The organism is Enterobacter sp. SGAir0187, assembly GCF_002952735.2.
GTDB classification, from domain to species: Bacteria; Pseudomonadota; Gammaproteobacteria; order Enterobacterales; family Enterobacteriaceae; genus Enterobacter; species Enterobacter quasiroggenkampii.
This window is the reverse complement of sequence record NZ_CP025034.2, coordinates 1,871,561-1,889,254: the sequence shown is the minus strand read 5'-3', so window position 1 is coordinate 1,889,254 and position 17,694 is coordinate 1,871,561. Positions and strand designations below refer to the sequence as shown.

General features: G+C 54.0%; 19 protein-coding genes and 3 tRNA genes. 13 read left to right on the top strand and 9 right to left on the bottom strand.

Translation table 11 applies throughout. The features are described from left to right. Positions 1-116: 116 nt before the first annotated feature. Both CWR52_RS09080 and bglJ read left to right on the top strand, forming a co-directional pair. Entirely contained in the window at positions 117-854 is a 738-nt protein-coding gene (locus tag CWR52_RS09080; RefSeq protein WP_104949446.1) for a helix-turn-helix transcriptional regulator, read from the top strand. Then, a complete protein-coding gene (gene bglJ / locus CWR52_RS09075; RefSeq protein ID WP_104949445.1) occupies positions 851-1,486 on the top strand; it encodes a DNA-binding transcriptional activator BglJ in 636 nt (211 codons plus the stop codon). Before CWR52_RS09080 ends, bglJ begins: the two co-directional genes overlap by 4 nt. Before the next feature lie 38 nt (positions 1,487-1,524). On the opposite strand, the gene CWR52_RS09070 is transcribed toward bglJ, so the two are convergent. After that, positions 1,525-1,983, bottom strand: a complete 459-nt coding sequence (locus tag CWR52_RS09070; RefSeq protein ID WP_008502085.1) for a YbaK/EbsC family protein — start codon at positions 1,981-1,983, stop codon at positions 1,525-1,527. Between the two features lie 328 nt (positions 1,984-2,311). On the opposite strand from CWR52_RS09070, the gene CWR52_RS09065 reads away from it, so the two are divergent. Beyond that, positions 2,312-3,658, top strand: coding sequence for a PTS sugar transporter subunit IIC (locus tag CWR52_RS09065; RefSeq protein ID WP_045907731.1), 1,347 nt, complete (start codon positions 2,312-2,314; stop codon positions 3,656-3,658). Between the two features lie 83 nt (positions 3,659-3,741). Here CWR52_RS09065 and fhuF read toward each other — a convergent pair whose 3' ends face one another. Both fhuF and CWR52_RS09055 read right to left on the bottom strand, forming a co-directional pair. Then, complete coding sequence (gene fhuF, locus CWR52_RS09060) at positions 3,742-4,530, bottom strand: siderophore-iron reductase FhuF (RefSeq protein WP_104949444.1); 789 nt, start codon at positions 4,528-4,530, stop codon at positions 3,742-3,744. 95 nt (positions 4,531-4,625) lie between these two features. Continuing rightward, a complete protein-coding gene (locus CWR52_RS09055; RefSeq protein WP_104949443.1) occupies positions 4,626-5,690 on the bottom strand; it encodes a GGDEF domain-containing protein in 1,065 nt (354 codons plus the stop codon). A gap of 254 nt (positions 5,691-5,944) precedes the next feature. On the opposite strand from CWR52_RS09055, the gene CWR52_RS09050 reads away from it, so the two are divergent. Further along, a complete protein-coding gene (locus tag CWR52_RS09050; protein ID WP_104950903.1) occupies positions 5,945-6,175 on the top strand; it encodes a DUF1435 domain-containing protein in 231 nt (76 codons plus the stop codon). Between the two features lie 38 nt (positions 6,176-6,213). On the opposite strand, the gene CWR52_RS09045 is transcribed toward CWR52_RS09050, so the two are convergent. The 4 genes from CWR52_RS09045 to rsmC all read right to left on the bottom strand — a co-directional run bounded on the left by CWR52_RS09045 (position 6,214) and on the right by rsmC (position 7,746). Next, positions 6,214-6,299, bottom strand: a tRNA-Leu gene (locus CWR52_RS09045). 42 nt (positions 6,300-6,341) lie between these two features. Further along, positions 6,342-6,428 (bottom strand) — tRNA-Leu (locus tag CWR52_RS09040). A 28-nt stretch (positions 6,429-6,456) separates the two neighbouring features. Continuing rightward, a tRNA-Leu gene (locus CWR52_RS09035) sits at positions 6,457-6,543 on the bottom strand. 174 nt (positions 6,544-6,717) lie between these two features. Beyond that, on the bottom strand, positions 6,718-7,746 hold the full coding sequence (gene rsmC, locus CWR52_RS09030) for a 16S rRNA (guanine(1207)-N(2))-methyltransferase RsmC (RefSeq protein ID WP_104949442.1): 1,029 nt from the start codon (positions 7,744-7,746) through the stop codon (positions 6,718-6,720). A 102-nt stretch (positions 7,747-7,848) separates the two neighbouring features. Here rsmC and CWR52_RS09025 point away from each other — a divergent pair, with 102 nt between their 5' ends. The 8 genes from CWR52_RS09025 (at position 7,849) to CWR52_RS08990 (ending at position 14,211) form a co-directional block, all read left to right on the top strand. Beyond that, positions 7,849-8,262 carry a DNA polymerase III subunit psi gene (locus CWR52_RS09025; RefSeq protein WP_024908270.1) on the top strand — a complete coding sequence of 138 codons (414 nt, stop codon included), beginning with the start codon at positions 7,849-7,851 and terminating at the stop codon, positions 8,260-8,262. Next, positions 8,231-8,674: a ribosomal protein S18-alanine N-acetyltransferase gene (gene rimI / locus CWR52_RS09020; RefSeq protein ID WP_008502078.1), complete on the top strand. Its 444-nt coding sequence runs from the start codon at positions 8,231-8,233 to the stop codon at positions 8,672-8,674. Before CWR52_RS09025 ends, rimI begins: the two co-directional genes overlap by 32 nt. Before the next feature lie 20 nt (positions 8,675-8,694). After that, positions 8,695-9,372, top strand: a complete 678-nt coding sequence (gene yjjG / locus CWR52_RS09015; protein WP_045907737.1) for a pyrimidine 5'-nucleotidase — start codon at positions 8,695-8,697, stop codon at positions 9,370-9,372. 91 nt (positions 9,373-9,463) lie between these two features. Next, on the top strand, positions 9,464-11,053 hold the full coding sequence (prfC, locus tag CWR52_RS09010; protein WP_008502076.1) for a peptide chain release factor 3: 1,590 nt from the start codon (positions 9,464-9,466) through the stop codon (positions 11,051-11,053). 299 nt (positions 11,054-11,352) lie between these two features. Further along, entirely contained in the window at positions 11,353-11,970 is a 618-nt protein-coding gene (gene osmY / locus CWR52_RS09005; protein WP_008502075.1) for a molecular chaperone OsmY, read from the top strand. Positions 11,971-12,097: 127 nt separating this feature from the next. Further along, positions 12,098-12,259 carry a DUF1328 domain-containing protein gene (locus tag CWR52_RS09000; RefSeq protein ID WP_003856556.1) on the top strand — a complete coding sequence of 54 codons (162 nt, stop codon included), beginning with the start codon at positions 12,098-12,100 and terminating at the stop codon, positions 12,257-12,259. 120 nt (positions 12,260-12,379) lie between these two features. Next, complete coding sequence (locus CWR52_RS08995) at positions 12,380-13,432, top strand: patatin-like phospholipase family protein (RefSeq protein WP_008502074.1); 1,053 nt, start codon at positions 12,380-12,382, stop codon at positions 13,430-13,432. Further along, the gene (locus tag CWR52_RS08990) at positions 13,429-14,211 is read left to right on the top strand and encodes a TatD family hydrolase (protein ID WP_104949441.1); all 783 of its coding nucleotides are present in this window, start codon (positions 13,429-13,431) and stop codon (positions 14,209-14,211) included. The genes CWR52_RS08995 and CWR52_RS08990 overlap by 4 nt, the downstream gene beginning before the upstream one ends. On the opposite strand, the gene CWR52_RS08985 is transcribed toward CWR52_RS08990, so the two are convergent. Continuing rightward, entirely contained in the window at positions 14,206-15,066 is an 861-nt protein-coding gene (locus CWR52_RS08985; RefSeq protein WP_104949440.1) for a YjjW family glycine radical enzyme activase, read from the bottom strand. The genes CWR52_RS08990 and CWR52_RS08985 overlap by 6 nt on opposite strands. Further along, the gene (locus CWR52_RS08980) at positions 15,041-16,588 is read right to left on the bottom strand and encodes a YjjI family glycine radical enzyme (protein WP_104949439.1); all 1,548 of its coding nucleotides are present in this window, start codon (positions 16,586-16,588) and stop codon (positions 15,041-15,043) included. Before CWR52_RS08980 ends, CWR52_RS08985 begins: the two co-directional genes overlap by 26 nt. A gap of 262 nt (positions 16,589-16,850) precedes the next feature. On the opposite strand from CWR52_RS08980, the gene deoC reads away from it, so the two are divergent. Further along, positions 16,851-17,630 carry a deoxyribose-phosphate aldolase gene (gene deoC / locus CWR52_RS08975; RefSeq protein ID WP_003856543.1) on the top strand — a complete coding sequence of 260 codons (780 nt, stop codon included), beginning with the start codon at positions 16,851-16,853 and terminating at the stop codon, positions 17,628-17,630. Positions 17,631-17,694 lie beyond the last annotated feature (64 nt).

Here is a 17,694-nt window from a genome sequence, read left to right as displayed (position 1 = left end):
AAGCATACATCTCATCTTCTGCTTGTATTAACCAGTCTTACACTCAGGGACGAAAGAGTCATACGTTGATGTGTTTTAACGTTACTCATCAAATGAAAAATGGACACGGAGGGTCTATGTTGTCATTGCATGGTAAGCATGGCGTTGTCATTAGCCGGATGCCCGTGATGCAAAACGGGTTAGGGGGCGTGATGGCACGTCATTTCCCCGATTTTGAATTGAGCTATTGCCGCTCATTGCAGGAATTAACGCTGCTCCAGTTACGCCGCGCGGACGTCATTATTGCCGATATTTCAGGCGAATACAGGAATCCTCGGGGGGCGCTTGAAGAATATTACAGTTTATTGAATCAATACCGGGACATTCACTGGATCTTTTTAGTCTCGCGTCCGCTTTACCCTATTGCGGTTGAGTTACTTATGCGCCCGGAAAGTACGTTGCTTTCTGATATGGAGCCCATTGAAGGCGTGGTTAACGCGATTCGGGCAGGGAGTGAGCGGGCAGAGCGGATAAGCCAGACGTTATTAACCCCGGAGCCTCAGGGCACGGAGGATGAAAACGAATACGTTATCGCGCTTACGCACTCCGAACGTAAGGTCCTGCGTCTGTTAGGGAAAGGATGGGGAATTAACCAAATCGCCACATTGCTTAAGAAGAGCAATAAAACCATCAGTGCGCAGAAAAACAGTGCGATGCGACGGCTTTCATTACGCAGCAATGCGGATATGTACGCCTGGATCAACAGTGCACAGGGAATGAGAGAGCTGAGTTTGTTGTCAGCCTATGGAGAGTTCGAGGAATGGAAAAAACCGATTCCACAAGACATATCGCCATCATCGAAAGTTGCACGATGACGGCTGTCGGGCTACAGCATCTTTTTGCGATGCCCGGCCTGAGCCATTATCAGCTACACCTGTTTAGTGAATTTGACAGCTTTAAGACTGCACTTCGTCACGTTAATTTTTTCTCGCTGATCTATTCCCTTTCCGATGCGCGAGAGGAGCGTCGCAACTGTCTGGCGCACCTGCGGGATCTTGCGTTTACGCACGGTCATATCCAGCGCATCATTTTGGTTGCTGACGAAATGGAAGCACGGCTAATTAGCCATCTTTCGCCATCGCGCCTGCACGGTGTCGTCAGTAAAGCGGTGACGCTTGAGCATCTGCAGAAGGAACTCGTGGAGTTGCTGAGTGAAACGCTGCGCATCAATGACAATATGCTGAATCACTGGTACCGGAGTCAAAACAGGATGCTAAGCCCCACAGAACGGGCAATATTGCGTTATATGTCCTGCGGGTATTCCATCCCTGAAATCGCGGCACATCTTGAACGGAATATTAAGACCATCCGGGCACATAAGTTTAATGCGATGGTGAAACTGGGCGTGAATTCAGACGTAGGGTTACTCGATGCGGCAGATATTATTACGCATCTTCCTGCAAGAGAGCCGCAATGTTTGACTCTCCTCACGCCCACCTTTTTATAAACCGTTTTTTGCGCGCCAGATACGCTCTGGCGCGTCAATCAGATACAGACATCCACCCATTTTGCGGAAGTCAGCTCTGCCATTCTGTCAGGTGAAATGCGCACAGCGCTGTGAATTGCGCCTGCGGCAGGCAGCACTTCGGCGTACTGCTTTAAAGAGATATCGCAATATACCGCGAGCGGGTTTTCCAGCCCGAACGGGCATACGCCGCCAACGGGATGACCGGTGATGGTCACCACTTCATCACTGCTGAGCATGCGCGCTTTCGCACCAAATGTGTCTTTCAGTTTTTTGTTATCCAGACGCGCATCGCCTTTCGCCACGACCAGAATCACCTCATTTTTAACCTTGAGTGACAGGGTTTTGGCGATTTGTCCCGGCTCGACACGATGGGCGGCAGCAGCCAACGCAACGGTAGCAGTACTTTGACTAAGCTCAATAACGTCTATATCCGGCGCGTTGTCGGCAAAAAACTGCTGTACAGACTGCAAACTCATTGTTTCCTCCTGACAAATATCCTGCGTAATCTGTCATAAGAAATTATGCTCTGTAAATATCTCTTAAGTAACAAATATCCCAAACGGCTGATTTCTGGATCCTCTTCACAATCACAGAAACCGGTTACAGTAACCGGTTGCAGAGCGGGAAGCGTAGATTAATACTGAGTACGTAACGTCCCCTGTATCCAATAATAAGAGCCAAATATGAAACCATTTCGTCTGAGCAGTACCGCTGGTTGGCAAGCCAGCAAGGTTGTGAAGCTGATGTATGGAACAACGTGCGGCGCGTATGTGCCCGTAACAAACATCTGACAGGAGATCTGCCATGTCTGCCAACCATGCTGCGTTTAACCTGATATTCCGTTTCGTCGAAAATTACGTCAGCCCGATAGCCGGGCGGATCTCGTCCCAGCGTCATGTTATGGCTATTCGTGACGGGTTCATCTCCGCGATGCCATTTATGATTGTGGGTTCGTTTTTGTTAGTGTTCGCTTACCCACCTTTTTCGCCTGATACCACCTGGGGTTTCGCCCGCGCCTGGCTGGATATGGCGAAGCAGTTTGAAGGCCAAATCCTGACGCCGTTTGATATGACAATGGGCATTATGTCCATTTATATCTGTGCGGCTATTGCCTATAACCTTGGCAAACACTACGTCAAATCTCATCAGCTGGACCCGTTTATGTGCGCCATGCTGTCGCTGATGGCGTTTCTGCTGGTCGCGGCACCCAAAACCAAAGGCACGCTCCCTGTCGACAGTCTGGGGGGGACGGGCATTTTTACCGCGATTCTGGTAGCGATTTACTGCGTTGAGATGATGCGTTTCCTCAAAGCGCATAACATCGGCATTCGCCTGCCGGACCAGGTCCCGCCGATGATCAAAAACTCTTTTGATCTGCTGATCCCGGTGCTGGTAGTGGTGGTGACCCTCTATCCTCTGAGCCTGGTGATTCAGTCTCAGTTCGGCATGCTGATCCCGCAGGCCATTATGTCGGTCTTTAAACCTCTGGTTTCCGCGGCGGATTCCCTGCCTGCGATCCTGCTGGCCGTGTTGATTGGTCATCTGCTGTGGTTCGCCGGGATCCACGGCGCTGCCATCGTCTCCGGAATGTTGCAGATGTTCTGGCTGACTAACCTGGGCGCTAACCAGACCGCACTGGCCGCCAGCCAGCCTCTGCCGCATATCTTCATGGAGGCGTTCTGGACGTTCTTTATCGTGATTGGCGGGTCGGGAGCCACGATGGGGCTGGTGATTTGCTATCTGCGCAGTCGTTCAGCGCATTTACGCTCTATTGGCCGTTTGAGCGTGGTGCCCAGCTTCTTTAACATCAACGAGCCGGTCATTTTCGGTACGCCAATCGTGATGAACCCGGTGTTCTTTATTCCGTTCCTGCTGGCACCGATGGTTAACGCCGTGCTGGCGTGGGCGGCAATGACGTTTGATTTGATTGGGCGCGTCATCTCGGTCGTTCCCTGGACGGCACCGGCGCCGATTGGGGCAGCGTGGGCCCTGGGCTGGGACTTCCGCGCGGCTATTCTGGTTGTGGTTCTGGCCTGCGTATCGGCGATCATCTACTTCCCGTTCTTCAAAGTGTATGAGAAGCAGCTGCTGGAGCAGGAAGCGGAAGAAGCGCAGCGTAGCGCGGAAGAGGACAATCAACAGGTGGCATAGGTAAAAACGAAACGGCAACGCAGGTTGCCGTTTTCTGTTTTTGTAGGCCCGGTAAGCGAAGCGCCACCGGGCAATTCACTGCTCTACTTCAGCGTGCAATCCCCACACTGCTTAACGTCCGGCAGGCGATAGCGCTGGCAGCAGGTGCGACGAACCAGAAGCCCATCACGGAGCACGACGGTTCGGAACAACGGGTTGTCACGGCCATCGGAAAGCTGTTTTGCAAAGAAACAGGACTGACGCAGGGCGTCAACGTTCTCATCACCGAGAAGCGGCTTCATTTCCGTTAAATACCAGTGGATTAAATAGCCCGTATTGCTCCAGATAAGCTTCCCGTTAATCTCTCCCGTCGCTTCCAGCGCTTCCACCACCGGGATCAGAGTCTGGGTGATGAGCTGCTCCATACGTTCCTGAGCCGTCAGGCGTTCAGCGCTATGGTCTTCGTGGAGATCAATCCAGAAGCAGGCTGCACGTCCGGTTTCGTGAAACTCAACATGGAAATTATCCGGCGAGAGTTCCAGCATGCTCTTCTGTGTTAACAGCGCCAGCATGAACGGCGGCACCATCAACCCGATATACCACTGCGCCCAGAGAGAGAGCAGGGGTTTATTTTCCCGCGTAAGGGTGGGTTGATTGCGATAGATATGGTCGGAATAGGTGGCCAGCAGCGATTGCAGCTTTGACGGCTGTCGCCACTCTGAGAGTGTCATCGCATGGGACGGGGGCGCTTCATCAAGCCGGATAAAGTCCAGCAGGTGGGCGCGCGTTTCCGCAATTTTGTCCCGTATCGCATCTGCAAGCGAAGCATTCCCGCTGGTGAGCGGCGCTCGCCAGAGGAGAGGTTCGACGATGTGTGCAGTATGCGTGGCCATAGTATAGATAGAAATCTAAATGATAATGATTGCCAATCCTAACTATTGCTCATACCAATGGCAAGACTTTTGTCCGGGTGACATCGCCGTTATGTCTACGCCGTCTGAATCTCTTCACTTAACAGAATGTTATTGCGTCCCATATGCTTTGCTTCATAGAGGGCTTTGTCCGCTTTTTCCAGCGCGCCTTCCACGTCTTCATCCTCGAAAATGGCGATACCAATGCTGATGGTGACGTTTGTCGCGACGCTTTCGTTAAACAGATGCGGGATTTTCAAATCATAGACTTTCTGACGGATCCGCTCGGCCGTCTGGCGGGCGTGTTCGAGTGAAATGTTGGTCAGCAGCACCATAAACTCTTCCCCACCAAAACGCGCCACAATATCGCGAGAACGCACGGCATCGCGGATTGCTGCAGAGACGCGCTTCAGCGCCTGATCGCCCATCATATGGCCGTAATGGTCGTTATAGGCTTTGAAGTGGTCGATATCCATCAGCAGAACAAAGTGCTCGCCATTTTCTACCGTGGGCAGATTCTCCAGACGGCTTTGCAGACCGCGACGATTATAGAGCCCGGTAAGGGGGTCCATCATGCTGAGATCGGTAAGGGTTTCTCGTTCTTCCAGAAGGCGAGAGAGCAGCTCCTGAGCGAAACGGTCGTTGCGTCTTTGCAATATGTTATGAATAGCAATTGCCACCACAGGAAGTGCGAAAGAATAGGTCATTCTCAGCCATATATCGTGATCGCTTAACCACAGGCAGACAATAAAGGTGGGCAGTGAATGCAGCGTAAAGGCTTTGATATTACTGGCGAACGCCAGCGTGCCGATAAAAAGCACTGTTAAAAGGGCGATTAACAAATACGTCGCATGATCGTGGGTAATTAAGGCGAATTTGGAGACAATTTGCCAGGCCCACAAAATACCGAAGATCCCTGAAACGACAGGAATATTTATCTTCCGCGCGCGCTTTTTCCAGTGCCAGATGAACAGGCCGGTACTGATGGAGAAAATAGCAATCAGAGGGGCGGAAAACAGGCGTACAGAATTGAGCGGGTTTGTTACCGAGAACACTGCCGAGGTTGCGTTCAGAAATAAAAATAAACGTAACGATAATTGATATTTTCTGTGAACCAAAGACCGCCAGGATTGTGATGTCATAGTCGTGTGTTTTTATTAAAATTTAATTAAAACAAATAAATAGATGTCGTTTCGCAATAAAATATGCAAAAAGCGCAAAGAGTAATTATCAGAAAATCTTTAGACGTTGTTAACAGGTGCGCAATTTATCACCTTAGGCAATTCCTGTCATTACGGGAAAGGTAAAGGTCGATGGATTTTGATTCATTCAGCTGACAAATGATAATCTCTGTCATATGATATTGGTTATCATTATCGTTGATGGAGGGCAGATCATGTTGAACAGGGCGCTGGGCAGCGGTTGGGGGGTATTGCTACCGGGAGCCATTCTCGGCGTTTTGACGTTTGCCGATCTCTCTCTTGATACCTGGAAAGCCATCATTGTGTCAGGACTGTTAGTTACGTCAGGCATGATCTGGCATAAGCAACTGCGTCACTTTGTTTTACTGCCATCGTGTGTCGCGCTGGTCAGCGAAATTCTGGTGATACTGATGAGTTTGAAATAACAGGGAAAAGAAGATATTCAGAGGGGTTGTAAGATTATTGGTGCGAGGGGGGGGACTCGAACCCCCACATCCTAAGGACACTAACACCTGAAGCTAGCGCGTCTACCAATTCCGCCACCTTCGCACAGTCATCTTACTCTTTATTGCTATGTTGATATCGCCTCGTTGGTGCGAGGGGGGGGACTCGAACCCCCACATCCGTAAGGACACTAACACCTGAAGCTAGCGCGTCTACCAATTCCGCCACCTTCGCCCAGTGCGAGCAATATCATCGTGATTTATGGTGCGAGGGGGGGGACTCGAACCCCCACATCCGTAAGGACACTAACACCTGAAGCTAGCGCGTCTACCAATTCCGCCACCTTCGCATACCATCGATACTGTAAAAGTATCGTAACCACGGAGGCGCATTCTAGATGTTTTCAGCTTTACGTCAACAGAAAAGTGCGCGCCTTTTATTGATTGCTGCAAAAATGGACGGAATTGCGACACCTGCTTGCCGGATGGCGCTGTCGCTTATCCGGCCTATATTGTATGGCGAATTATTTTTTTGCCTGACGCGTCATCACGGTGCGGTAGACCTTAAAGCGACCCGTCTGGGCGATAACTTCGTGGAAGCCAAAGGTTTCATCCAGCACTTTCGGGTACGCCAGGAAGGCGTTCGCGACGATACGCAGCTCACCGCCGCTGTTGAGGTGACGGACAGCACCACGGATCAGCGTTTGTGCTGCTTCCAGGCTGGTCTCCATACCGTCGTGGAACGGCGGGTTAGAGATGATCATGTCGAAGCGACCGGTGATGTCGGAGAAGACGTTGCTGGCAATCACCTCGCCTTCAATACCGTTTGCGGCAAGCGTTGCGCGGCTGGCTTCAACCGCCGGGGCGCTCACGTCACACAGGGTTAAACGCACCTTTGGCGAATGGCTGGCGAGCACGGTAGAGAGCACGCCCGCGCCGCAGCCCACGTCCAGCACTTTGCCTTTGGTATGCGGCGTCAGAGTGGAAAGCAGCAGCTTGCTGCCCGTATCCAGCGCATCCCGGCTGAACACGCCCGGCAGCGTTTTGATGGTCAGGCCGTCAAGCTGGTACTCGTCCCAGTATGCCTGCGCATCAAACGTTGTCTGTTTTTCCAGACGGCCATGGTACAGACCACAGCGGCGAGCGCTGTCGACTTTGTTCAGCGGCGCGTAGTCTTCCAGCATCTGTTCAGCGCTACGCACGCCGCTGCGGTTTTCACCGACCACGAAAATATCGCAGCCGACCGGCAGCAGGGAGAGCAGGTTCATCAGCTGGAACTGGGCTTCCGGTTTATTCTTCGGCCAGTAGTAGATCAGCGTATCGCAGTCGGCGATATCGCTCTGCTCTGCCACCAGGCTAAAGCGCGCGCGCTCGCCCATCTGGCGGCTCAGCACCTGCCAGTGGTGGTAGTATTGGGTGTGGGCACGGCTTTCAGCACAGTCGAAACGCGCGGGCAGGTCATCCTGCATATCTCCGGCAAACAGAATACGGCTTTCTTCGAAATCATCACTGTGACGCAGCAAGACTTCACTTGCCGGGGTAAATGCAGACATGAATTGTTCCTCAATAAACTCAGGCGGGGATTATAGTAGGTAGATGGCGCACTTTCGACACATTTGCTATATTTGCGCGCCTGAGAGACAGGAGTTTTCCCTATGACATCCCGACGAGACTGGCAGTTGCAGCAACTGGGCATCACCCAGTGGGCTTTGCGTCGCCCGACGGCGTTGCAGGGCGAAATCGCCATCTCCATCCCGGCGCACGTTCGTCTGGTGATGGTGGCGGAAGAACTGCCTGCCCTGAATGAACCCCTGATCGATGATGTCCTTCGCAGCCTGAAGCTGACGGCCGACCAGGTTTTACCGCTGACGCCAGAGCGTGTCGCGATGCTGCCTCCTGATAGCCGCTGTAACAGCTGGCGTATCGGAGAGACAAATGAGATCCCTCTCCAGGGGAGCCAGATCTGCTCGCCAGCGCTGGACGAACTGAAAGCCAACCCAAAAGCGCGCAGCGCGCTATGGCAACAAATCTGCGAATATGAACACGATTTCTTCCCTCACGACGCCTGACCTGTCCACAGCGTTCGCGATTGAAACACGCGCCCACGCGTTTCCGTGGAGCGAAAAAACCTTCGCCAGCAATCAGGGCGAACGGTATCTGAACTACCGCCTGGACGTTGACGGCACCATGGCCGCTTTCGCGATCACGCAGGTTGTTCTTGATGAGGCGACGCTGTTTAATATCGCGGTTGATCCCGCGTTTCAGCGCCGTGGGCTGGGAAGAGAACTGCTTGAGCACCTCATCCGTGAGCTCGAAACCCGTGACGTTTTCACCCTGTGGCTGGAGGTGCGCGCGTCGAATGTCGCCGCCATCGCGCTCTATGAAAGCTTAGGCTTTAACGAGGCGACAATCCGCCGTAACTACTACCCCACCGCAGAGGGACGTGAAGACGCCATCATAATGGCTCTGCCGATTGGATAATAAAAAATAAGGTTGTAACGATGAAATGGGACTGGATTTTCTTTGATGCCGACGAAACGCTGTTTACGTTCGACTCGTTCGGTGGCCTGCAGCGGATGTTTCTCGACTATAGCGTAACCTTCACCGCTGAAGATTTTCAGGACTATCAGGCGGTCAACAAACCGCTGTGGGTGGATTACCAGAACGGTGCCATCACCGCGTTACAGCTTCAGCACCAGCGCTTTGACGTCTGGGCGGAACGCTTAAAGGTCAGTCCGGGAACGCTGAACGAGGCTTTCCTCAACGCCATGGCCGATATTTGTGCGCCGCTGCCGGGCGCGGTTTCCCTGCTGAATGCATTGAAAGGTAAGGTGAAACTGGGGATCATCACTAACGGTTTTACCGCCCTGCAGCAGATCCGCCTTGAGCGTACCGGCCTGCGCGATCATTTTGACGCGCTGGTGATCTCGGAAGAGGTTGGCGTGCCGAAGCCGGATCCGCGAATTTTCGACTACGCGCTGGCGCAGGCCGGCAATCCCGACCGCGATCGTGTCCTGATGGTGGGGGATACGGCAGAGTCAGATATTCTGGGCGGCATGAAGGCCGGTCTGTCGACCGTGTGGCTCAATGCGCATGGCCGTGAGAAGCCTGACGGCATCGAGCCGACCTGGACCGTGACGTCGTTGAACGAACTGGAGCAACTCCTGTGTAAACAATGATTGCCTGCCCCCCGTTGATGGGTAAAATAGCCGCAATTTTGTATTCCATGATGCGTGGCGTGCTGCCGCGCTTATAAAAGAAGATTTAATTATGACGTTGTCTCCTTATCTGCAAGAGGTGGCCAAGCGCCGCACTTTTGCCATTATCTCGCACCCCGATGCCGGTAAAACGACCATCACTGAGAAGGTGTTGCTGTTCGGACAGGCGATCCAGACTGCGGGTACCGTTAAAGGCCGTGGCTCCAGCCAGCATGCAAAATCCGACTGGATGGAGATGGAAAAGCAGCGTGGTATTTCGATTACCACCTCCGTGATGCAGTTCCCGTATCACGACTGCCTGGTGAACCTGCTGGACACCCCGGGTCACGAAGACTTCTCCGAAGATACCTACCGTACCCTGACGGCGGTGGACTGCTGTCTGATGGTGATCGACGCCGCGAAAGGTGTAGAAGACAGGACCCGTAAGCTGATGGAAGTCACCCGTCTGCGCGATACGCCGATCCTCACCTTTATGAACAAACTCGACCGTGACATCCGCGATCCGATGGAGCTGATGGATGAAGTGGAAAACGAGCTGAAGATCGCCTGTGCGCCAATCACCTGGCCGATTGGCTGCGGTAAGCTGTTCAAAGGGGTGTATCACCTTTATAAAGACGAAACCTACCTGTATCAGACCGGTAAAGGCCACACCATCCAGGAAGTGCGCATTGTTAAAGGTCTGGACAACCCGGATCTGGACGCGGCGGTCGGGGAAGAGCTGGCCGCGCAGCTGCGCGACGAGCTGGAGCTGGTCAAGGGCGCGTCTCACGAATTCGACAAAGAGCTGTTCCTGAGCGGCGAAATTACCCCGGTCTTCTTCGGTACCGCGCTGGGTAACTTCGGCGTTGACCACATGCTGGACGGTCTGGTGGAGTGGGCACCTCAGCCGATGCCGCGCAAAACCGACACCCGCGAAGTGGAAGCGAAGGAAGAGAAGTTCACCGGCTTCGTCTTTAAAATTCAGGCCAACATGGACCCGAAACACCGCGACCGCGTGGCCTTTATGCGCGTGGTGTCCGGTAAGTATGAGAAGGGCATGAAGCTGCGCCAGGTGCGCATCGGTAAAGATGTCGTGATTTCCGACGCGCTGACCTTTATGGCGGGCGACCGTTCGCACGTTGAAGAAGCCTATCCGGGCGACATCATCGGTCTGCACAACCACGGTACGATCCAGATCGGCGATACCTTCACCCAGGGCGAGATGATGAAGTTCACCGGTATTCCGAACTTCGCGCCGGAACTGTTCCGTCGCATTCGTCTGCGCGATCCGCTTAAGCAGAAACAGCTGCTGAAAGGCCTGGTTCAGCTCTCCGAAGAGGGCGCCGTGCAGGTGTTCCGCCCGATTGCGAACAACGATCTGATCGTTGGCGCGGTCGGTGTGCTGCAGTTCGACGTGGTGGTTGCGCGCCTGAAGAGCGAATACAACGTGGAAGCGATTTACGAATCGGTGAACGTCGCGACCGCGCGCTGGGTTGAGTGTTCTGACGTGAAGAAATTCGAAGAATTTAAGCGTAAGAATGAAGTTCAGCTGGCGCTGGATGGCGGCGATAACCTGACCTATATTGCGCCAACAATGGTCAACCTGAACCTGACGCAGGAACGTTATCCGGACGTTCAGTTCCGCAAAACGCGCGAGCACTAATCCCCTCTCAGAGCACGGTATTCGCCGTGCTCTTCTTTTATTCCTGTCTTATTAATCCCTTGCGGAATGTTCTTAATTCAACGCAATTTCACGCTATTCGTCCATTTTTTACCCAATTCTGAAAGCGGCTCTGTGAGAGTGATCTATATTTAACTCAGTGTTTAACACCGGGTGTGGATAAATTAACTGTTCAATGCATGGCTTTAGGTTATCCATTTTGTCCGCGTGTTTATTCGCAATATATATCACTACTAAGGAAGTACGTAGCCCGAATAACGGGTCAACACAGGAATAGATCGATGAATATGACAAGACTGAAGATTTCTAAAACTCTGCTGGCTGTAACACTGGGTAGCGTTCTGGTGAGCGGCTCCGCCCTGGCGGAAAGCAGCACCATGGATAAAGCACAATCCACGGCTGACAGCGCAGGGCAAAAAATCGATAGCTCTATGAATAAAGTCGGCAATTTCATGGATGACAGCTCAATCACAGCAAAAGTGAAAGCCGCACTGGTGGATGATGAAGCCATCAAGAGCACCGATATTTCCGTTAAGACCGACAAAAAAGTGGTCACCCTGAGCGGCTTTGTTGAAAGCCAGGCTCAGGCAGAGCAGGCGGTGAAAGTGGCGAAAGGCGTCGAAGGCGTTGCCTCCGTTAGCGATAAACTGCACGTCCGTGACGGCAAAAACGCGTCGGTGAAAGGTTATGCCGGTGATGCAGCCACCACCAGCGAAATCAAAGCTAAACTTTTAGCAGATGACATCGTGCCGTCCCGTAAGGTGAAAGTGGAAACCACCGATGGTGTGGTTCAGCTTTCCGGTACGGTAGATTCGCAGGCGCAAAGTGAACGTGCCGAGTCCATTGCGAAAGCGATTGATGGTGTGAAAAGCGTTAAAAACGATCTGAAAACGAAGTAAATCTGGACCATTCGCCCGTCTGGCTAAAACCTGCGGGCGATATAAGAACGACTCTGGAAAAACGCCGGTGAGTGACCTGAGCGCTCACGTTTAGCGGCCGACATTAACTATGGTAAAGGAGAAGCTTATGTTTCGTTGGGGCATTATATTTCTGGTTATCGCGTTAATTGCCGCCGCATTGGGCTTTGGTGGACTGGCAGGTACAGCGGCATGGGCAGCTAAAATTGTCTTCGTTGTCGGTATTATTCTGTTCCTGGTCAGCCTGTTTACGGGGCGTCGACGTCCGTAGCAAACGCAATATTCCGTCAACAAAATAAAGCCAGTCACTGTGACTGGCTTTTTCTTATTTGCGTAACAGGTCGGGTGCGTTACTGTGGTGTTATAAAATAATCAAAACAGGAAAGCAGAGGTGGGGCAACGAATTCCCGTTACGCTCGGCAACATTGCGCCGCTGACGTTAAAACCGTTTCGCGCAGGTCAACTCGCGCTGGTCTGCGAGGGTGGCGGACAGCGCGGCATTTTCACCGCTGGCGTGCTGGACGAATTTATGCGCGCGCAGTTCAACCCGTTTGACCTTTACTTCGGCACGTCCGCCGGGGCGCAGAATCTCTCTGCCTATGTCTGTAACCAGCCCGGCTACGCGCGAAAGGTCATCATGCGCTACACCACGGCGAAAGAATTTTTTAATCCGGTGCGCTTTGTGCGCGGCGGTAACCTGATCGACCTCGACTGGCTGCTGGAATCAACTTCCAGCCAGATGCCGCTGGCCATGGACACCGCGGCCCGCCTGTTTGATAGCGGTAAAGAATTCTGGATGTGCGCCAGCCGGGGGGATGACTATTCGCCGGGCTATTTTTCTCCGCAGAAGGAGAACTGGCTGGACATCATCCGCGCCTCCAGCGCCATTCCCGGTTTTTATCGTACCGGTGCGCTGCTGGACGGCATTAGCTATCTGGACGGCGGGATCAGTGACGCGGTGCCGGTGCAGGAAGCCGCCCGTCGCGGGGCGAAAACCATTGTGGTGATCCGTACCGTACCGTCGCAAATGTATTACACCCCACAGTGGTTTAAGCGGATGGAGCGCTGGCTGGGCGACAGCAGCCTGCAGCCGCTGGTGAACATCGCGAAGCAGCATGAAACCACCTACGGCGCAATGCAGCGCTTCATTGAAAAACCGCCGGGTAAGCTGCGTATTTTTGAAATTTATCCGCCTAAGCCGCTGCTGAGCATGGCCCTGGGCAGCCGCGTCCCAGCGCTGCGCATGGATTACAAAACGGGACGGCTGTGCGGGCGCTACTTCCTGGCAACGGTAGGGAAAATGCTGGCAGAGCAGCCGCCGCTTCATCGCCATAAACGCATTATTACGCCGCCTGCGATTGTCGCCAACGATGCTCTGACGGTGCCCCTGGTAGACATTCCGCAGGCGAATGACGCTTTACTGGATAACGAGGATCTGGCGTGATGCACCGCTTTATCGATACCCACTGCCACTTTGATTTCCCACCGTTTACGGGAGATGAAGAACACAGTATTGCGAAAGCGGCTGACGCAGGCGTTCAGGCCATTATTGTGCCGTCAGTGGAAGCGGCTTACTTTTCCCGCGTGCTGGATCTTTCCACGCGTCACCCTGCGCTCTATGCGGCGCTCGGCCTGCATCCGATCGTGATTGAGCGGCATCGTGATGAGCACATTGAGAGACTTGATGAGATCCTGCAGACCGCAGGGGACAAGCTTGTCGCCATCGGGGAGATCGGCCTCGATCTTTATCGCGAGGATCCGCATTTTGAGCGCCAGCAGACGATCCTCGACGCGCAGCTCAGGCTGGCGAAGCGTCACGATCTGCCGGTGATCCTCCACTCCAGACGCACGCACGATAAGCTGGCGATGCACCTGAAACGCATCGATCTGCCGCGCAGGGGCGTCGTGCACGGTTTCTCCGGCAGCCTGCAGCAGGCGCAGCGTTTCATTGAACTGGGCTACAAAATTGGTGTGGGTGGCACCATCACCTATCCGCGCGCCAGTAAAACCCGTGACGTGATGGCACAGTTGCCGCTGTCGGCGCTTCTGCTGGAAACTGACGCGCCGGATATGCCGCTAAATGGTTTTCAGGGACAGCCGAATCGCCCGGAACAGGCGGCGCGCGTGTTCACCATCCTGTGTGAACTGCGACAGGAGCCGGAAGAGGTGATTGCCGATGCGCTGCTGGAAAATACGCGGTCGGTATTTGGCATCACGCTATAGATAAAGCGCCGGGCGGATCACCGTTATCCTATGTTTTTCCAGCGCCCGCGCCAGCGGTTCAACGTCTTCCGGCGTGGCGCTGCGCCATGACGCTGCCTCACCGTACACGCCATGCGCATGAAACGCGTTGAGGCGTACCGGCACGTTTCCCAGCCCGTGGATAAACGCCGTCAGCGGCTTCAGATGTTCCAGGTAATCACACTGCCCCGGAATGACCAGCAGGCGGAGCTCCGTTAAACGATTACGATCTGCCAGCCAGCGGATGCTCTGCTTGATCTGCGGATTGTCGCGCCCGGTCAGGAAGCGGTGGTGTTCGTTCCCCCATGCTTTCAGGTCCAGCATCGCGCCATCCAGTACCGGCAGCAGCTTTTGCCAGCCGGCTTCGCTTAACAAACCGTTGCTGTCGACCAGACAGGTTAGATGACGCAGGGCGGGATCGGTTTTGATCGCGGTGAACAGCGTCACTAAAAACGGTAATTGCGTTGTGGCTTCACCGCCGCTTACGGTGATCCCCTCGATAAACGGTGCGGATTTGCGGACCTGGGTGAGGATCTCCTCCACGCTGAAGCGGTGCGCCATAGGCGTTGCCTGCTGCTGACACAGGTGCAGGCAGGTGTCGCACTGCTGGCAGTCGCTCTCCTGCCACCAGACGCGCCCGGCCTGAATGGTCAGCGCGTCGTGCGGGCAGTGAGGCACGCAGTCCCCGCAGTCGTTGCAGCGGCCGATCGTCCACGGGTTGTGGCAGGTTTTACAGCGCAGGTTGCAGCCCTGCAGGAACAGGGCCAGGCGGCTGCCCGGCCCGTCCACGCAGGAAAAAGGAATGACCTGACTAACTAAAGCGCATCTGCTGTTCATGGCTAATCACGCGCGGTTGACGTTCCAGAATGCGGGTATTGCGTGCGGCTTCTTCCCCCAGCCACGTGGTGTTCGTTCTCGACCCTGCTTCCCGGTATTTCTCCAGATCCGATAGCCGCACCATATACCCGGTGACGCGCACCAGATCGTTACCCGCGACGTTGGCGGTAAACTCGCGCATCCCCGCCTGGAACGCACCCAGGCAGAGCTGGACCACCGCCTGCGGGTTACGTTTTACCGTCTCATCCAGCGTTAAAATATCGCTGATCCCAGAGTGATAGTGTTTATGGTGTGGTGCAACGGCCAGCAGATGGCTGATGGGATCCGGCTCATCGCCGTAGGGCAGGCGTGCGCCCGGTGTGGTGCCTGAATCAGAGCTGATCCCCGACTGCGCGTGGAGCATCGCGCGCTGCTTCCAGCCGTGCTTCACCGGCGTGTTTTCGACAAACGCCGCAAGCTGTTCGCTGATGCGATACCCCAGCGCGTTAGCTTGTTCATCCTTTCCGTAACGCCCAGACATCCCTGCTTTCTCACAGAGCACATTTACCGCTTCTGCCAGGCCGTACATGCCAAACATCGGCACAAACCGATCGGCATCTATCAGCCCCTCTTTCACCAGGAAGCTATTCTCAAAGAAGCCGGATTGTTGATACAGGAAATCGCAGCGGGCATTGATGATGGCGATTTGCTGCTGGCAGTAGTGCGAGAGCGTGCGGGTGAAGAAATCGTCAATGGATGTGCTGCGTTCAGCAATGGCCTTGAGGTTAAGGCGTACCAGCGTGCTGCCTCCGCCAGCCAGCGGCAGGGAGTTGTAACAGCTCACCACGCCATAACGGCCTTTTGTGAAAATTTTATCATTCACCGGGCCATTAGAAATATGCGGTTTGCTGCATTCACATATGTTTTTCGCCACCTCGAGCAGTAAATCATCCGGGGTGATCTCTGGATCATAAATAAAGGTCAGGTTCGGCGCGACCTGCTTCAGCTCTGCATCGGCACGCAGAATGGCACGAGTGATGGGCGTATCTTCCGGCCCGATATTGGCATGCATAAAGGCATCCGGCAGCGTACGGTCAAGATAGCGCCAGAAACGTTTTATTCGGCTATTGATTTCTTCTTGTGTTAGAATTCTAACATATGGTTGCAGCAGCGCATCAAGCTGGCCGAGATAGACCGGCATCGATGTGACGGACGGAACATGATGATAGAGGATGGTTAACAGCGAGAGGGCATCGTCGAGATCTTTTGCCCCCCCCAGCTCCAGCCATTCTGAACCGTTAGCCAGAAATTTTGCGTAATCCGGCAGAACGTAACGGGGTTTGTAAGGCGCATGGCCTTCGAACATGTCACAGATAAACCCCTCGTCCAGCGCGGCGCGCGCAGCGTCAGGAAGTGCCGGATACGGCAGGTTGTTTTCCGCTTCCAGCGCCAGAAAATGACGTTTTTGTTCCGGGGTTAACACCGGGCTTATCACAATCTGCTGGCAACGTTGCTGCAGGGCGTCGGGGCTGGAGTGAGGCATATTCGCTTCCTTGAATGTTCTGCGGATGATGAACGGATTGTAGAAAGCCTGCCTGTTGGCGCATTTGATCCCACAGGGGGTATTGCTGCTTTAGTCGGCAATGTGCGCGCTAAAGTTTGAAGAAGATCTCATTACAGTAATGCAAATTTGTACGCAGTTTTCATTAACTGTGATGAATGTCGAAGTGTGGATGCGGGTGGATGTTAGAATACTCACAGACCCGCAAGGTAAAATTTATACGGCACTGCCGTTGGAGAATGTTATGACCGATTTAACTGCAAGCAGCCTGCGCGCGTTGAAACTGATGGACCTGACTACCCTGAACGATGACGACACCAATGAGAAAGTCATCGCCCTGTGCCATCAGGCGAAAACGCCAGTGGGTAATACCGCAGCCGTTTGTATCTACCCGCGCTTTATCCCGATTGCCCGTAAGACGCTGAAAGAGCAGGGCACCCCGGACGTGCGCATTGCAACCGTCACTAACTTCCCGCACGGCAACGACGATATCGAGATTGCGCTGGCAGAAACCCGCGCGGCGATTGCCTACGGTGCAGACGAAGTTGACGTGGTGTTCCCGTACCGCGCGCTGATCGCCGGCAACGAGCAGGTCGGTTTTGACCTGGTGAAGGCCTGTAAAGACGCGTGTGCGGCGGCAAACGTGCTGCTGAAAGTGATCATCGAAACCGGCGAGCTGAAAGAAGAGGCGCTGATTCGTAAAGCCTCTGAAATCTCCATCAAAGCCGGTGCGGATTTCATTAAAACCTCTACCGGCAAAGTACCGGTAAATGCGACCCCGGAAAGCGCGCGCATTATGATGGAAGTCATCCGTGATATGGGCGTGTCCAAAACCGTTGGTTTCAAACCTGCGGGCGGCGTGCGTACCGCCGAAGACGCGCAGCAGTTCCTGGCGATTGCCGACGAACTGTTCGGCGCCGACTGGGCCGATTCCCGTCACTACCGCTTCGGTGCGTCCAGCCTGCTGGCCAGCCTGCTGAAGGCGCTGGGTCACGGCGACGGTAAGAGCGCAAGCAGCTACTGATTGCCAGACAACGCCGGATGACGCTTCGCTTATCCGGCCTACAGGATCGTAGGGCGGGTAAGCG